The sequence below is a fragment of the Algibacter sp. AS12 genome (assembly GCF_046736315.1).
GTDB classification, from domain to species: domain Bacteria; phylum Bacteroidota; class Bacteroidia; order Flavobacteriales; family Flavobacteriaceae; genus Algibacter_B; species Algibacter_B amylolyticus.
In genome coordinates this window covers 3,362,021-3,378,687 of the sequence record NZ_CP151841.1, presented here as the reverse complement: position 1 = coordinate 3,378,687, position 16,667 = coordinate 3,362,021, and the positions used below count along the sequence as shown (strand labels likewise).

At 33.4% G+C, this 16,667-nt stretch carries 11 protein-coding genes; 1 reads left to right on the top strand and 10 read right to left on the bottom strand.

Annotation, left to right across the window (positions count from 1 at the left end):
• The first annotated feature begins 1 nt into the window (after position 1).
• Positions 2-2,188 carry a molybdopterin cofactor-binding domain-containing protein gene (locus AAFN75_RS13900; RefSeq protein WP_411806895.1) on the top strand — a complete coding sequence of 729 codons (2,187 nt, stop codon included), beginning with the start codon at positions 2-4 and terminating at the stop codon, positions 2,186-2,188.
• Between the two features lie 111 nt (positions 2,189-2,299).
• Here AAFN75_RS13900 and AAFN75_RS13895 read toward each other — a convergent pair whose 3' ends face one another.
• The 10 genes from AAFN75_RS13895 to AAFN75_RS13850 all read right to left on the bottom strand — a co-directional run bounded on the left by AAFN75_RS13895 (position 2,300) and on the right by AAFN75_RS13850 (position 16,640).
• On the bottom strand, positions 2,300-2,698 hold the full coding sequence (locus AAFN75_RS13895; protein WP_411806894.1) for a c-type cytochrome: 399 nt from the start codon (positions 2,696-2,698) through the stop codon (positions 2,300-2,302).
• Between the two features lie 65 nt (positions 2,699-2,763).
• Positions 2,764-4,740 carry a glycoside hydrolase family 127 protein gene (locus tag AAFN75_RS13890; protein WP_411806893.1) on the bottom strand — a complete coding sequence of 659 codons (1,977 nt, stop codon included), beginning with the start codon at positions 4,738-4,740 and terminating at the stop codon, positions 2,764-2,766.
• A 49-nt stretch (positions 4,741-4,789) separates the two neighbouring features.
• On the bottom strand, positions 4,790-6,277 hold the full coding sequence (locus tag AAFN75_RS13885) for a family 16 glycosylhydrolase (protein ID WP_411806892.1): 1,488 nt from the start codon (positions 6,275-6,277) through the stop codon (positions 4,790-4,792).
• 24 nt (positions 6,278-6,301) lie between these two features.
• Positions 6,302-7,786: a family 16 glycosylhydrolase gene (locus AAFN75_RS13880; RefSeq protein WP_411806891.1), complete on the bottom strand. Its 1,485-nt coding sequence runs from the start codon at positions 7,784-7,786 to the stop codon at positions 6,302-6,304.
• 4 nt (positions 7,787-7,790) lie between these two features.
• Entirely contained in the window at positions 7,791-9,245 is a 1,455-nt protein-coding gene (locus tag AAFN75_RS13875; RefSeq protein ID WP_411806890.1) for a sulfatase-like hydrolase/transferase, read from the bottom strand.
• Between the two features lie 228 nt (positions 9,246-9,473).
• Positions 9,474-11,039 (bottom strand): MFS transporter, encoded by a 1,566-nt coding sequence (locus tag AAFN75_RS13870; protein WP_411806889.1) that lies wholly within the window; start codon positions 11,037-11,039, stop codon positions 9,474-9,476.
• Positions 11,040-11,088: 49 nt separating this feature from the next.
• On the bottom strand, positions 11,089-11,853 hold the full coding sequence (locus AAFN75_RS13865; RefSeq protein ID WP_411806888.1) for an HpcH/HpaI aldolase family protein: 765 nt from the start codon (positions 11,851-11,853) through the stop codon (positions 11,089-11,091).
• A gap of 2 nt (positions 11,854-11,855) precedes the next feature.
• The gene (locus tag AAFN75_RS13860; protein ID WP_411806887.1) at positions 11,856-13,310 is read right to left on the bottom strand and encodes an NAD-dependent succinate-semialdehyde dehydrogenase; all 1,455 of its coding nucleotides are present in this window, start codon (positions 13,308-13,310) and stop codon (positions 11,856-11,858) included.
• Between the two features lie 101 nt (positions 13,311-13,411).
• A complete protein-coding gene (locus AAFN75_RS13855) occupies positions 13,412-14,578 on the bottom strand; it encodes a mandelate racemase/muconate lactonizing enzyme family protein (protein WP_411806886.1) in 1,167 nt (388 codons plus the stop codon).
• A gap of 307 nt (positions 14,579-14,885) precedes the next feature.
• Entirely contained in the window at positions 14,886-16,640 is a 1,755-nt protein-coding gene (locus AAFN75_RS13850) for a RagB/SusD family nutrient uptake outer membrane protein (protein ID WP_411806885.1), read from the bottom strand.
• Between the last annotated feature and the right edge of the window lie 27 nt (positions 16,641-16,667).

The following is a 16,667-nucleotide window of genomic DNA, read 5'->3' as shown; positions in this document are numbered from 1 at the left end:
TATGGAGCCAATTAAAAATATAAGCAGAAGAGGGTTTATCAAAGGTATTGGTTTAGCTTCAGGAGGGCTAGTTTTAGCTTCAACAGTTTATTCATTTACTGGTTTAGATTCTGAAACAGCTGAATTTTCGGAGTTCAATCCAAATTTATTTGTTCAACTAAATACTGACGGAAGTTTAATTTTAGTTGCATCTCGCTCAGAAATGGGACAAGGCGTAAGAACATCAATGACTTCTATTATTGCAGATGAAATGGATGCTGATTGGAACAGAGTTATTGTAAAACAAGCTACTGGAGATTCAAAATATGGCAACCAAAACACAGATGGTTCTAGAAGTATAAGAACACTTTTTGAAAAAATGCGTCAAATGGGAGCTACTGTAAAATCCGTTCTTATTTCAGCCGCAGCTAATACATGGAATGTTCCTGAATCTGAATGTAGGGCAGAAAATCATTTCATTATTCATTCTAGTGGCAAAAAAATTGGTTATGGAGATTTAGTTGAAACTGCTAAAACACTTGAAATACCCAAAAAAGTAAAATTAAAGGATCCAAAAGATTTTAAATATATAGGTAAAACATTACCAAGTATAGATGTTGAAAATTTATCAAATGGTAGTGCCGTATTCGGATTAGATAAACGTTTACCAAATATGAAATTTGCAGCGGTAAAACGCTGTCCTGTTGCATTTGGAACTGTAAAATCTTTGGATAAAACTGAAGCTTTAAAGATAAAGGGCGTGTTAGATGTTGTAGAAATACCACTAATAAGAAAACCTTTTGGTTCATTAGGTGGTATTGCCGTAATTGCTACAAATACTTGGGCTGCTTTTAAAGGGAGAGACGCTCTAAATGTAGAATGGAATAACGGCGATAATGCAAATTATGATTCTGAAACTTTTATGAACAGTATGACTGCAAATATTCAAAAAGCAGGACATGTTGAAAAAAGTGTTGGTAGTATTGCGGATGCATTCAAAACATCTTCAAAAGTGATTGAAAGCACATATCAACTCCCTCACTTGGTACACGCTCCTATGGAAGTCCCTAATGCGGTTGTTTGGGTAAAAGATAACTCATGTGAAGTTTGGGCACCTATACAAGCACCGCAAGCCGCACGTAAAGAAGTTGCTAATTTCTTGGATACTGATGAAGCTAATGTGACTATTAACGTAACGTTTTTAGGAGGTGGTTTTGGTAGAAAATCTAAACCAGATTTTATAGTTGAAGCCACTGCAATTTCTAAAGCTGTAAACGGTCCAATTCAAGTGGTTTGGTCTCGTGAAGATGATATTCAACATAGTTATTATCATACTGTTTCATCTCAATATTTAAAAGGCGCATTAGACTCTAAAGGTAATGTAACGGGTTGGTTACATAGATTTGCATTACCAACTATAGCTTCAACATTTTCGCCTGGAAAAAATTCACCTCAGCCCTGGGAATCAAGTAGTGCTACAGAATTACCTTATGATATTCCTAATATACAAGTAGAAACGGGAAAGGCCGATGCTCATGTTAGAATTGGATGGTTACGTTCTGTAATAAATATTCCTCATGGTTTCGCTATAAATGTTTTTGCAGATGAATTAGCACATGAAGCTGGTATAGACCCCCTAGAATTTAGATTAAATTTGATTGGTAAAGACCGGATTCAAGACACTAAAGACCAGTATAAATATGATACAGCCAAATTAAAAAACGTTTTAAAAACAGCTGCTAAAAATGCTGGATATGGTAAATCTTTACCTGAAGGACATGCTATTGGGTTAGCAGTTCACTATAGTTTTTATTCTTATGTGGCAGCGGCTGTAGAAGTTTCAGTTGAAAATGACAGATTGAAAGTTCATCAAGTGACTTTAGCAGTAGATTGTGGTATGGCTATTAACAAAGACACCATTAAGGCTCAAATGGAAGGTGCTGCAGTCTTCGGAATGTCTTTAGCTTTCTATGGAAAAATTACTGCTAAAAATGGCGCTATAGAGCAAAGTAATTTTCATGATTACCAAATGCTAAGAATGCCTGATGTTCCAAAAATACACGTGGATATTATTGAGAGTAACGATAAACCAACAGGTGTTGGAGAACCTGGTGTTCCAGTTATTGCTCCCGCTATAATAAATGCCATTTTTAAAGCAACAGGTAAACGATACAAAAGTTTACCGCTTTCCGATCATGGTTTAGTTTAAATTAATATTACTCTTTTGGTAAAGCCTTAAAGAAGTATATTGAATAAAAAAAGAGGTGGATTATAATAATCCGACCTCTTTTTTTATTCTAAAATGACTAATTAAATATTCTTAATTTCTAACTTTTTTCACCTTTTCTGCATCAACAATCTCCGCTTCATTACCCCAACTATTCTGAATATAATTCATTACATCTGCAACTTGTTGATCGGTTAACATGCTATACCCAACCATGGCTCCGTAATAACTTTTACCATTTACTTTCATTTCGCCGCTGGCACCATTTAAAATGACTTCGATAGTTTTTTCTGTATCCTCTAAATAATCTGACTTAGCAAGTGGTGGAAAAGCTCCTGTCATTCCTTCTCCATTCGCCATGTGACAAGACACACAATTAGATAAATATATTCTTTTACCTTTATTCTTGCTTTGTTCAAGACTACTCTGTCCAAAAGCACAAACCGAAAATGTAATAATGGTTAATAAAGTAAATATATTTCGGTATTTCATTCTGATCATAATTTAATTTTTAAAATAGATTTTTTTGTGAATTAATTAAACAACAATCATACCAACTATTGCCAAACAACTGGCATAAATACCGTCATTTCAGCTTGTCCTCTATTACTCCATGCGTAATATGGTACTAGTTGTGTTTCATATGGTTTAAAAACAGACTTGGTAATAGGTTGATACATATCGTCTGTTTTACCTTCTCTTAATAAAAGCTCGGTATTTATAACGGTAACACCACCTAAGAAATCTGGTTTATGAACCGCTTCTAATTTAGATTCTTCTTTTAAATACACATCTAAAATAGCAGTACCATTTGGAATGTCTGGAGTTTCTATACAATATACAATTGGTCCTCTTTTAACTGCCAATTGGTTTCTAACTTCTTCAATTCTGTTGTGACCTTCTATGAATGTAGGCTCCATTGGCATATCCAAAACAATGGTATCTCCAACTTTCCAAGTTCTATTAATCGTTGCAAAATTGCCCGGATTAACTTCAACGCCGGCGTCTTGGTTGTTTACTTTCAATGTACTGCCTAATGCCCATTTTGGAATTCTAACTTGAATATCAAAAGCTGAATCTTTACATGCATCAACTGTAATTTTAACAAGGCCTTTCCAAGGGTATTCTGTGTCTTGAGACAATTTTAAAGAAGAACCGTCTAACATTGTAGTATCTAAATTATTCCCTCCGAATAAAACAACAGCCACACCATTTTCGGATAAATTATATGCCCATCCTGAACTTTTACAAATTGTTCTAACTAAGTTTGGCGGACAACAAAAACACTCTAAATAAGGCTGTCTAACAGGACTTTCAGTAACATCATCATGCAAGTCGTAATTTCTAGAATTGTTTACCATTCTTAGAGGATTAGAATAGAAATAATCTTTTCCTTCTATACTAATACCAGATAATCCACTGTTGTACAATACTAATTCTATAATATCTGCATATCTAGATTCTCCGTTAATCCCCATCATTCTGCTACTAAACATAGCATTACAAAGGTTTGCACAAGTTTCATTATAGGCCGTCATATTTGGCATCATATACGCATCTATAAAACCTTCTTCAATCATATCTAAATTAGTCGAAGCACCATAATGTGCTTGTCCTACAGCACCTGTAACATACATTTTTTTTCCTGTTACGTTTTCCCATAACTTATCTAATGCATCTAATAATGCTTTTTCTCCAGTTTCAGCATATACATCTGCAGCACCGGCATAATAATATAAAGCTAACACAGCGTGACCAACAGCTTCTGTAGATTCTCGTAGTGGTGTTCTTTCTTGAACCATATCTCCAATAGGATAACCTACCGTTGTATCATCATGTTTTATTTCGTAAGTTCCTCTTCTATTGATAAACTTTTCGGCTAATTTTAAATACCGCTTATCTTTTGTAGTTCTATACAATTCTACCAAGCCCATAATTTGAGTTTGATTAAAACCAAAACGTTGGTAATGTTTGGTATCTGGCATAAAATAAGCATATAATAAATCTGCCATTTTAACAGCGATATCCAGAAAATTTGTTTGCCCTGTAATCCTATAATGAACAGATCCTGCAATGAATAAATGTCCGAAATTGTACATTTCGTGGTATTTTCTATTCTCAAATCTGTCTACACCTTTTGTAATTTGAACGTGAGTATGAATATATCCATCATCTTCTTGCGCTCTTCCAATAACAGCTATATATTCATCTAATTCTTTTAAAATAGATTCATTTTTGGTCAAACCATAAATATACATTTTAGCCTCCATAAACTTGAAGAAATCTCCATCATGCCAGTAAAAACCTTTATGCTCTCCTTCTTTTTCTCCTGCAGCAATTTTAAAATTATTTAGACCATGACCGATATCTCCACATAAAACGTCTCCCATATAAGGAAGCATTTTATCTGCTGCGTCTTTTACTTTATCCGCCCAAAAACCAGAATTCCATTTACAATCACCAAAATTGATACTTTTTAGTTTTACGTATGGACTTTCCGAAGTGTTTGTTATTGCTTTGTTATGAGTGCTCATTATATTGTATATTTAGGTTTGTTTTTGTTGTTTTTTTTAATCTGAAATTTTAGTTTTTGATAGTTATATCATCAATAAAAAACTTAGCAGCCCTGGTTTTAGGTAAATCTTCTTTTCTAATTTCAATAGAAATAGCATCATCTATTGCTGAAGCTTCTGTTCTTGTTATTTTAGATTCAATAGTGACCCATTCTCTTCTTGGTAAACTTCTAATATCATCAAAAGTTACTTCTAATTTTGGGTTTTGTAAAACGATATGAATTTTATCTGCAACAACGCCTTGATCTAGCCAAACTTTTGCTGATAATTTATAGTCTCCAGATTCTAAAGATAAAGAACCTGCTGGCGCCATAGCAACAGCTTTATCTACTTCTAAATTTTCTGTTTTACTAAAACCTGCGAATTTTAAACTGTTTACACCTTTATAGTAATCTCCATAAGCAATTGATAAATATTTTGCAGAACCTTCATCAATTGTCCAAAACTTTTGATAATCATCAGGAACTGAACTTTCTGGTAATAATGTTAAAGGTCTTCCATTTTCTTCAAATAAAATTGGGCCTTCAAAACCATAAAAAGCAGCATCACTAGCTAATAAATTATCTGATGGTTTTTGCCATACACGCATATATTCTATTTCAAAATCTACAGGTAATTCTTCAGCATGAGGTAAACCTAACCAGAAGAAAATTTCTGAATCTAACCAAATTTCCATAGGATTATTTAACACAAAAGAAGTTCCTAATTGATCTTGTGTAAAATGACGAACCATTTTTCCATCAATAAACAACTTTAAATAATCTACACCCCATTCAGCTCCATATACATGAAAATCGTCTGCGGTTCTGAAACCTAAATCTAATTCGTGATTAAAAATTTTGGTTGGTCTTTGCGCTGGTGGGCTCCAATCATGTGCAGTTGCTAAATAAGAATCTTCTCTAATATTTCCTTTTTTATTCTTAGGGTTCCCCATCAACTCATAAACATCTAATTCTTGTTCATGGCCAATAGCCCAAAAAGCACCAGTAATTGCGGCATTACCAACTTTAGATTTCACTTCCATGTAACCATACAAGAAACGTTTGTGAGTTAACACACCTGCAGTAGTCACTGGCATTGGAGATCCATCTTTGTAAATACCATATTGAGAAGTACCCATATTACCATCTCCATAGGTTTCTTTTACAAACCCATAGTCTGGCTCCCAAGCTGTTCTTAGCTTCAATTTATCATCTTCTACAATAACATTATGAGGTACAAATTGAGAAGGTGCTCTTCCTTTCCAAATGTAATATCTATCATTTAAACCTTCTACAAACCACTTTGTAGTATCTATTTCTGTGCCTTTAAACTCATCACTTAATTCTTCATTAAGTACCCAACCACCTTCATTGTTTTGGTCTGAATAAGGAAGTGGTCCTATTTGTTCTCTTGATTCTTGTTTAGCTTTTTCTATGACTTTTTGTGCACAACTAAAATTACTAAATGCAAATACTATAAGTAATATAAAAAGTGGATAATTTGTGTATCTCTTCATTTTATTCTCTCTATTAGCTTTTGTTTAGTTTTCTTTTTTAATTTCTATATCATCTATAAAAAGTTTTGCTGCCTTGGTTTCTGGCAAATCTTCTTTACGGATTTCTATAATTATCCCATCATCTTTTGCTGATGCTTCTGTTCTTGAAAACGTGGTTTCTACAATTAACCATTCAAGTCTTGGCATTTCTTTTAATCCATTAAATTGTAAATCTAATTTAGGATTCATTAACGACATATGAATGGTATCAGTAATTCGACCTTGATCTAACCAAACTTTTGCAGACAATTTATAGTTTCCAGCAGGTAAATTTAAAGATCCTACAGGTGTTTTTGCTGAAACTTTTTCTACGTTAAGTGAATCATTTTTTCCATATCCAAAAAATTGAAGTGCTTCAACACCACTTGCATAATGCCCTTCAGTAATTTTTAAGTATTTTTCTGAGCCTTCACTAAAAAGCCAAAATTTTTGATAGTCATTTGCATTTGAATCTTCAGGCACCATAGTTAAAGGTCTTTCATTTTCTTCAAACAAAATTGGGCCTTCAAAACCATAAAATGCTCTATCTTTTGCTAATAAATTATCTGATTGTTTTTGCCAAACCCTCACATACTCTGCTTCAAAAGTTGCTGGTAATTCTTCTTTATGAGGGACTCCTAACCATTTAAAAATTTCTGAATCTACCCAAATTTCCATAGGATTGTTTAAAACCCAGTCTGTACCTAATTCATCTTGTGTAAACCCGTGAATGAATTTTCCATTTCTGTAAATCTTTAAATAATCTTCTCCCCATTCAACTCCATAAACGTGAAAATCTTCAGAAGTTACATAAGGTAGCATTTCATCATAACCAAAAGCTTTTGTTGGTCTTGTAGAAGGAGGACTCCAATCATGAATGGCAGTCCTATTCATATTATTAGTTATAGAACCTTCTTTAGCTATTTTTGGAACAGCTAATTGTTCGTACATATCTAATTCTTGTTCAAAACCAATTGCCCAAAATGCGGCGGTCATTGCTGCATGTGGTGCTTTTGATTTTATTTCCATATAACCATTTAAAAATCGTTTTTTACTAACAATAGCTGCTGTTGTTACAGGTAAAGGTTTGCCCTCGTGTAAGCCATAAGTATCTTTGTGAGCACCATCCGCATAACTTTCTTTTGCAAATGCGTAATCTGGTTCCCATTGTGTTTTTAATATTAATTTACCGTCTGTAACAACAACGTTGTGAGGAGCATATTGAGAAGGTGCTCGTCCTTTCCAGATGTAATAATCGCCATTTTGCCCTTCTACAAACCATTTGGTTGTATCTATTGAAATACCTTCAAACTCATCACTAATTTCTTCATTTAATACCCAACCTTCTTTGTTTTCTAAATCTGAAGCTGGATAAAATTTTGATACAGGAACTTCTAATTTAGTACTTTCTTTCTTTTCTGAAGTTGTGTCTGCACAATTATACCCAAGGAATAAAGTAACTACAAAAAGTATTTTATATAATCTTTTCATTATGTTAATTTTTTATAGTTGTTGTATTCTGTTCACTTTTTTGATATTTTTCCATCTCTTTTTTTACCAATTCGGGAGTTCTATAACGATCCATTCTGTCGATATCATATTTCTCAAATTGTTGTTTTAACATCCAAAGTGGACGTTCTTGAGTCAATTCCCAATCAAACAATTTTTTAAACATTTCTTTAGTACGTTCAAGTTCTTGAAATGCTAAATTGTTTTGTTCTGTAATATCTTTCGATAAATCATACAATTCTGCAGGTCTATCAGCAAAACGAATTAATTTCCAATCATTATCTCTACATACTGCTCGTGCTTCTTTTTTCCAAAATAGATATTTATGAGGTCGTGCTTCGTTTGATCCATCAACAAAAGGGATTAAATTAACACCATCAACATCTTCTAAATCTTTTACATCTCCACCTCCCGCTGCATAAAATGTTGGTAATAAATCGAAAGTACTTACAGGATAATTGTAAACTGTACCTGCTTTAAATTTCTTTGGCCATTTAATTAAATATGGCACTCTTAAACCACCTTCCAAATGATTTGATTTTGTTCCACTTAACGGTAAGTTTAATGATGCATTTTTATCTGTTGGACCTCCATTATCATTAGAAAAAACAATAATCGTATTATCATCTATACCTAGTTCTTTCAACTTATCTAATACTTTACCACAAGCTCTATCAAGAGCCAATGTCATAGCTGCAACCTCTTTACGTTTTCCTATTAGATTAGGGAATTTTTCTAAATCTTCATCCAGAGCATCCATAGGTGTATGAACTGCATTAAAGGCTAAATAAATAAAGAAAGGATTATTTTTGTTTTTCTCAATAAATGATATTGCTTCATCAGCAAGAACATCTGTAGCATACCCTTTAGGTTCTTCAAAGTTCCCAAAGTTTCTTTCCATTTTGTTATCATGATGGACGCCATTGAAGTTTTTGTAAGGAAAGTAGCTTCTTGCTCCACCTCTAAAACCATAAAACTCATCAAATCCTCTTTTTAAGGGATGAAAACGATCGGCATTACCCAAATGCCATTTTCCATAAACAGCATTTTTATAGCCTAGTTTTTTTAAATAATCTGCAATTGTTTTTTGATCTAATGGCAAGCCCATATCATCTCCAAGATACTTTGAGTTTTCACTCATATAACCTGGAACATTAATTTCTTGATACCCAAAACGTTGTTGGTATTTTCCTGTTATTAAACCTGCTCTAGAAGGACCGCAGGTTGCATCGGTAACGTAACCCTGTGTAAATTTCACTCCCTCACGAGAAAGCTTGTCTAAATTAGGCGTTATCATAACCTTGCTGCCTTGAAACCCAAAATCGGCATAACCAGCATCATCACAGAATAAGAAAATAATATTTGGCTTTTGTTGTGCTACGCTAGTAGGTAGACAAGAAACTACTAGTAAAAAAACAATTAGGCATCTTAGCTTTTCCATAAATACTTAATAAAAATTTAAAATTAAACCAACTAATTAAATTAGTATAAATCATGGTAAAAATAGTAGGTTTTTAGGGTAAAGAGTAAGCTATAAATAACACATTATAAAACATATTTACCCTTCTCATAACTATTACATGTTTTATATATAAACATGTAATAGTTTAAGCTCAGTATTAAAAGATGATACTTCCATATATCTATAAATAAGTATATATAATGAAAATTATTTTTTACTAAGTTTTGCTTGGATTTCTTCGATTGTTAAATTTTTAGTTTCAGGTAGAAATTTATAAAGTATTATCAAACCTATAAAAACGATTCCTCCATAGAACAAAAATATAGTACTTGCTCCCATGTTGGCAAGTTGCCACGGAAATAAAAACTGAGTTAATGCACTAATTACACTTGAAAGTAGCGCAAAAAATGGAATGGCTATACCTCTAACAGAAATTGGAAAAATTTCAGAAAGCAACACCCACATAATTGGTCCTACAGAAAAATGAAATGCTGCAATGAAACTTAAAATACCTATCAAGATTAGTGTTGCATTTAGTACTGCAGATTTCTGTAAAAATACGCTGGAATTATCTCTAGCAGAAATATCTCCCATAACACCTTTAACGGCTTCTTTAAACTCAATATCTGTTGCAAATTGCTTACCTACTAAGGTTGTTAACTTATTAACTTCTGGAATATCTTGCATTTCTGCAATAGCCTCATTGGTTACTTCATATTTTGCAGAACCAAAACCATAAGCACAAATTCCTAGACTTAAAATTACCCAAATCAAACCAGAAATCATCATTGGACGTCTTCCTAACTTGTCTATTAACACTAATGATAATACAGTAAAAATAATACTTACTAATCCAACCCAAATGGCTTGTTGAAATGCTGCTTGTTCTCCTAAGCCTAACTGCTCCATTACTGTTGGTGCATAGGTTAAAACGGCGTTTATACCTGTAGATTGTTGTACAATAGCCATTGTAAAAGCCACAATTGTAACGATAGTCATCTTTTTACTAAAGATCTCTTTCATTTGAGTTCCAACAGATCTGTCTTGATTACTTTCTTCAACACTTAGTTGCATTTCTGAAATTTGGTCGCCAATTTCACTTTCTGGAACAACTTTCGCTAATGTACGTTTGGCTTCTTCATACTTTCCTTGATAAATCAACCAAGCTGGACTTCGAGGAACAATATATAATAATCCAAACCATATTAAAGCGGGTACAATTTCAATACCTAGCATCCATCTCCAAGTATATTCTTTTAATCCTAAAGTATTAACCCATTCCGCATCAGAATTTGTAGTTTGAAGGAGCCAATAATTAATGAAATATGCAGCTGTAAGACCAACTACAATATTAATTTGAGTCATAGACACTAACTTTCCTCGATATTCGGCAGGTGCAATTTCTCCAATATACATGGCTGCTAAGGTGATTGAACTAAATGCTAACCCACCCAAAAGGCGAGCAAAAAATAATGTTATAAAGGAAGGTGCAAAAGCAGAACCAAGGGCTGAAATTAAATACATTGCTGCAATTACTTTCAAGGTTGCTTTTCTACCATATTTATTACTCGACCAAGCTGCTAATGGCAAAGCTATTAAAACACCTATTCCTGGTCCAAACCCAAGAGATCCGACTTGCCACTCATTTAAATCAAATTCTGCAGTTATAAATTTAAAAGCCCCTGAAATTAATGCTGCGTCAAGACCAAATACAAATCCTCCTAAAGCTACTATGGTAGAATATTTGAAGGCGTTTTTTTTAAAATTGCTCATGTTAGTTTAGTTAGTTGTTAGTATAGTTTATCATGAAAAAACAAACCAATTAGCTATGTAATTGGTTTGTTATATCTTTAAAAGTATTCATTATTAATCCTACGTCTACTGCATAAGAAATATATTGTACGCCTATATCTTTCCACATTTTGGCGTTTTCTGGAGACTCCGTAAATGTTCCAACGTATTTACCATACTTTTTAGCAGTTTCAACTGCTCCTTTCATTGCTTTTACCACTTTAGGATCATTAACTTGTCCGGGAACACCGCATGATTGAGATAAATCATAGGGGCCTAAAAAGATAACATCAATACCATCAACCTGAACAATTTCTTCCAAGTTTTCGATACCTTCCATTCCTTCTATATGAATAATAGTAGTTATACTATCATTTGCTTTTCCAAAATGATCAGCAGGACCAATATTTGTATATTCAGCTGCACGCACATAACGACACATGCCTCTTTGCCCTTTTGGATAAAACTTTGTAGATTTCACCAATCTATCAGCATCTGCTTTAGTACATATTTGAGGTACTTGAATGCATTTAGCTCCAATATCTAAAGTTCTTAAAATTAAAGTTTCTGAATTTTCAGTAACTCGGACTACAGGAGTTATTCCTCTTGCTTCAGCAGCTCTAATCATATTTTGAGCAGATTCGATGCTATAAGAACCGTGTTCCATATCAATAATTACGAAATCGAAACCACTTAAAGCTGCTATTTCAACAATTGCTGGGTCTTGTACTTTACTAAAAGGACCGTAAAGTGTTTTTCCTTCTTTAAGACTGTCCTGTAATTTATTTTCAACCATAATCATAGTGCCGTTGACACTCGTTTTTTAACTAAATAATCATCGAGTGCTAAATGAGAACAATCATGCCCAATACCGCTATTTTTAAAACCTCCATGAGGTAAATAAATCGCATATTTTACACCATTAATTTGAATTTCTCCAAACTCTAAGTCTTCTGTAAATCGCTCTATTCTTTTATGATTATTTGTAAAAATATAAGACGCCAATCCGAACTCCGTATCATTTGCTAATTCTAAAACTTCATCATCTGTTTCAAAAGGCATAACACCAGCAACTGGTCCGAAAGTTTCTTCTCTAAATAATTTCATATCTGGTGTTGTACCAGAAACAATTGTTGGTTGCATCCAGTGTCCACCTTCCGGAAATCCTTCAGGAATCTTTCCACCATATTCTAATTTAGCACCTTTGCTTACAGCATCTTCTACTAATTCGAACATCCTATCTCTTGATCCTCTAGAAGCTAATGGGCCCATAAAAACATCTGGATTTTCTTTAGTTCCAAATCCGATTTTTAGTTCTGAAGCTCTTTTCACATAAGCTTTTAAGAATTTATCATAAATATTTTTATGAACAAAAATTCTATTAGCAGCGACACAAATTTGACCTGTATTACCAAATTTTAATCCAATGGCTAAATCTAAAGCTGTATCAAAATCTGCATCTTCAAAAACAATAAATGGTGCGTTTCCACCTAGTTCCATTCCTAGTTTTTTAATAGATGTAGTACTATCTGCAATTATTTTTTGACCAGTTTGTGTAGAACCTATCATGGTTATTACAGCTGGTATTTTACTTGTAGTCATTGGCGTTGCAACATCTCTACTAGAACCTGCTAAAATATTAACAACACCAGAAGGGAAATTGATGCTTTGTAAAATTTCACCAACCATATATGTAGATAATGGCGATAATGTTGATGGTTTAATAATTAAAGAACAACCCGAAGCTAATGCCGGTCCAATTTTATAACCGACGTTTAACAAAGGAAAATTCCATGCTAAATAAGCAACTGCAACTCCTGCAGGTTGAGAAATCATTCTGTGAGTATGCGTGTTATCATGATCTGGAATTTGCTCTTCCCTTAAATTTTGCATGGCGTTTGGATACCATTCTAACGCCTCGGTAAGTCTATCGATATCTTCTTGAGAGCCTGCATAAGTTTTACCCATTTCATGAACCATAGCGGTTCTTAATTCATGAGATTTTTCTAAAATAGCATCGCGCAATTTAAGCATCCACTTTGTTCTTTCTGCCAAAGACAGTTTAGACCAATATTTAAAACCTTTTTGAGATGAAAGTAAAGCCTTTTCAGCATCTGCTTTTCCAGCTTTAGCTATTTGCGCAATTACTTCTCCTGTTGCAGGACAAATAACATCTTCTCGTTCTCCACTTTCTGCATCAACTAATTTACCGTCTATGTATAACTTTTTATATCCGAAATTTTCTGTTTTCATTTTTAATATTTTGATTTCAATAATTAGCTATAGCAGACTATTAATAATTCAATAATCTACTTGCCATTTTAAAGTCTATGATTAGGGATTTTATTTTACTTTTATAATTTCTTAATGAGATCTTTTTTTTCAATATCAGAAGAAACTGAATATTTTCTAAGAACATCTTCATCTATATCAATACCAAGACCTGGTCTATTTGGAACTTCAATCATCCCATCTTTCATTTCAATGGAAGGGTAAGATAATTTATCTCGTAGTGCATTTTCTGTTTGATCGTATTCCATTAAAAAATCCGGTTGATACATTCTTCCAGGAATAGATTCAATGTTTGATATAAAATGTAAAGCTACGTGCAAACCAATTGAAGTACCCCAAGTGTGAGGAATAAAATCTACACCATTTGCACTTGCTAAGGCAGCAATTCTTTTTGCTTCAGTTAAACCACCACTTGCACAAATGTCTGGTTGAATAATATCTACAGATTTATTTTTGATTAACTGATTAAATCCAAACCTTAAATATTCACATTCACCACCGGCAATAGGAATGGTTGTTCGCTGTCTAAGCTCACTATATTGCTCATAAAACTCAGGAGATATAGGCTCTTCGAACCATTTGATATCATACTTTTCTATTTTTTGACAAAGCTCAACTGCTTCTCTTAAAGTATATGCATGGTTTGAATCTATCATTAAATCAATATCATCACCAATGGCTTCACGAATTAGCTTAACATTCTTAACATCTTCCTTAATACCTAAACCAACTTTCATTTTCATGGCTTTGAAACCTTGAGAAACATATTTCTGAGCTTCCTCAACAAAACCGTCTGAAAAATTATTATGGTTCGTAAAATACAAACCTGTAGCATAAGGTTTTACTTTGGTTCTATGCGCTCCTCCCAATAAAGTAGATATTGGTAATCCTAAAATTTTACCTTTTAGATCCCAAATTGCAATATCAATGGCACTTAATGATGCCATTAAAACGCCTTTCCTCGCAAAATCGAGCGTTTTACGATACATTTTATTCCAAATAACCTCATTTTCTAGTGGGTTTTCTCCAATTACAATAGGCTCTATTAATTTAATCCCTGCTTCTAATACTGTTGCTGGTCCATAACCTTCTCCCCAGCCATATTCACCATTTGATGCAGTTACTTTCACAACACATATACATCTCTCTGCATATTCCCATTGAGAAAAGAAAAAACTTTGGGAAAGCTTATCTTTAAGTATAAATGTTTCAATTTTTTCAATTACCATAGTATGCATTTTAAAAAAGACTTTTGTTTAAATGTAGATATATTAATCATTTAGAGTCAATGACTATGTGTATCTAACATTTTACTAAAATAGGTTATAAATATTTTTAAGCTTGATTCTAAATTACCCTAGAGATAATCTATATTACCTTATTATATTTTTTTTTGCAACCATTAAAAAACCCAATATAAACAGGTTTTATCTTACTTACATCTTTTCAAACCCATATGGAATTTATAAATATTAAAATACCGAAGGCACAACCTTCGGTATTTAAAAAACAACTAACTACTAAATATTAAACAAATTAATTATTATATCCATCATTCTGATCCAAAGTAGGCACTATTTCTGAATCGCCTTCTGGTATAGGTAGATAGTATTGTCTATCAAACCATATTCTGCCTTGGGTAGGATCTTCGAAAAGAGAATACTCTTCAAAAGTTAAATCTCCATTTGTTTCTTTCGTCCATCTCAATCCTTTAATATCAAACCCTAAATGATCTTCATTTAACCAACGTCTCTCATCAAAAAAGTTATGTCCTTCAAAACAAAGTTCAATACGTCTTTCCCTTTTTATAGCATCTTTAAGCGCATCACCCGTTAAATTAATAACTGGTTGTTTTCCTCTAACAGATACCTTACTAAGGTAGGTGCTCGCTAAACCATCTTTACCCTGTTCAGCCAGTGCTTCTGCATAATTTAAATACATTTCAGCTACTCTATATAAAATATATGGACGATTAGCAGAGATTCCATTAGTAGCGCTTAAAGATTCATCTTGAAACTTTCTAATATTATACCCTGTTTTTGAAGAATGTAATACATTACCAAGTCCATTTGGAGAATCTAAACCATCAGGAGTCGCAGCACTAGGAGTTACAGCTAATGCATAATCAACAGGGCGTCCTCTGAATTCAGCACCTTGAAAATTAAGATTTGCATAATATCTCATTTCTCTGTTATCATTTGGGTTAGTTGGCGTAACACCTCCTGTAGAAGTACCATCGTCAAAATTAAACTCTAAAGCAAAGTTATGTGTTGGAGAGCATAATCCCCAACCACCATAACCACTAGGAGATTGCGCTTGATCTGGAAGCGAGTTTGCTGCATTAAACCCTCCTGTACCAACTTCATAAAAACCAGCTGCATAAGGTCTTGCAAATATTATATTATCATTAGGCGATAAGAACAAATCTTGATATCCTTTAGCATCTGCCACTTGAATTAAGGCATCTTCTCCTACTATGTCAATTACGGCTTTAGCAGCATTTTCAGCATCTTCCCATTTACTCGCAACGGGATAAGAATAAAGCTCGGTATTAGTTGTTTGTGGTAAAAGATTAGGATCATGTAAATCACTAGCAGCATACAATAACGTACGAGATTTTACTGCCAAAGCCGCTATTCTTGTAGCTCTACCAAATTCTGACGCTGAACGTGTTGGTGGTAATACAGCTGCTGCTGCATCTAATTCCTCTACAATAAATTTAACACAATCTTCATAACTATCTCTAGTATATTCAAAGCTATCTGAAATTTTCGCAGGCTCTGTTATTATTGGTACACCACCAAAATACTTAATTAACTTAGTGTACAGATTAGCTCTTAAAAAACGTACTTCTGCCTTCAAAACTTCTGCTTTTACTGGATCTGACGCCATAGCAGGACTCTCATCTATTTTGCTTAAAAACTCATTGGTAGATTGTACATAAGACCAGTAATTTTGCCATTTTCCAGCAAATGCTAGTCCAACATTAGATTTAGACCATCCACCAGCTCTTAATTGGTATATATTATTTAAGTCTCTAAAATTAAATTTAGCTTCAAAAGAGGCGCCTTCAATATTAATCCTTTGTCCCCAAAATTCATTTCTACTTGTAGCCCAACCTTCTGTACTATTGTACATTGGGTAAACTAAGGCCTCTACCTGCTCAATATCGGCATAAACAGCTAATTCTGTAACCCTATCTTGAGGCTCTACATCTATTACATCTTCACAACCAAAGATTGTAAAAAAAGCAATTAGAAAAGTTATTGATACAATTTTTATATTTTTCATTTGTTGTCTTTTTAAATTATCTACTAT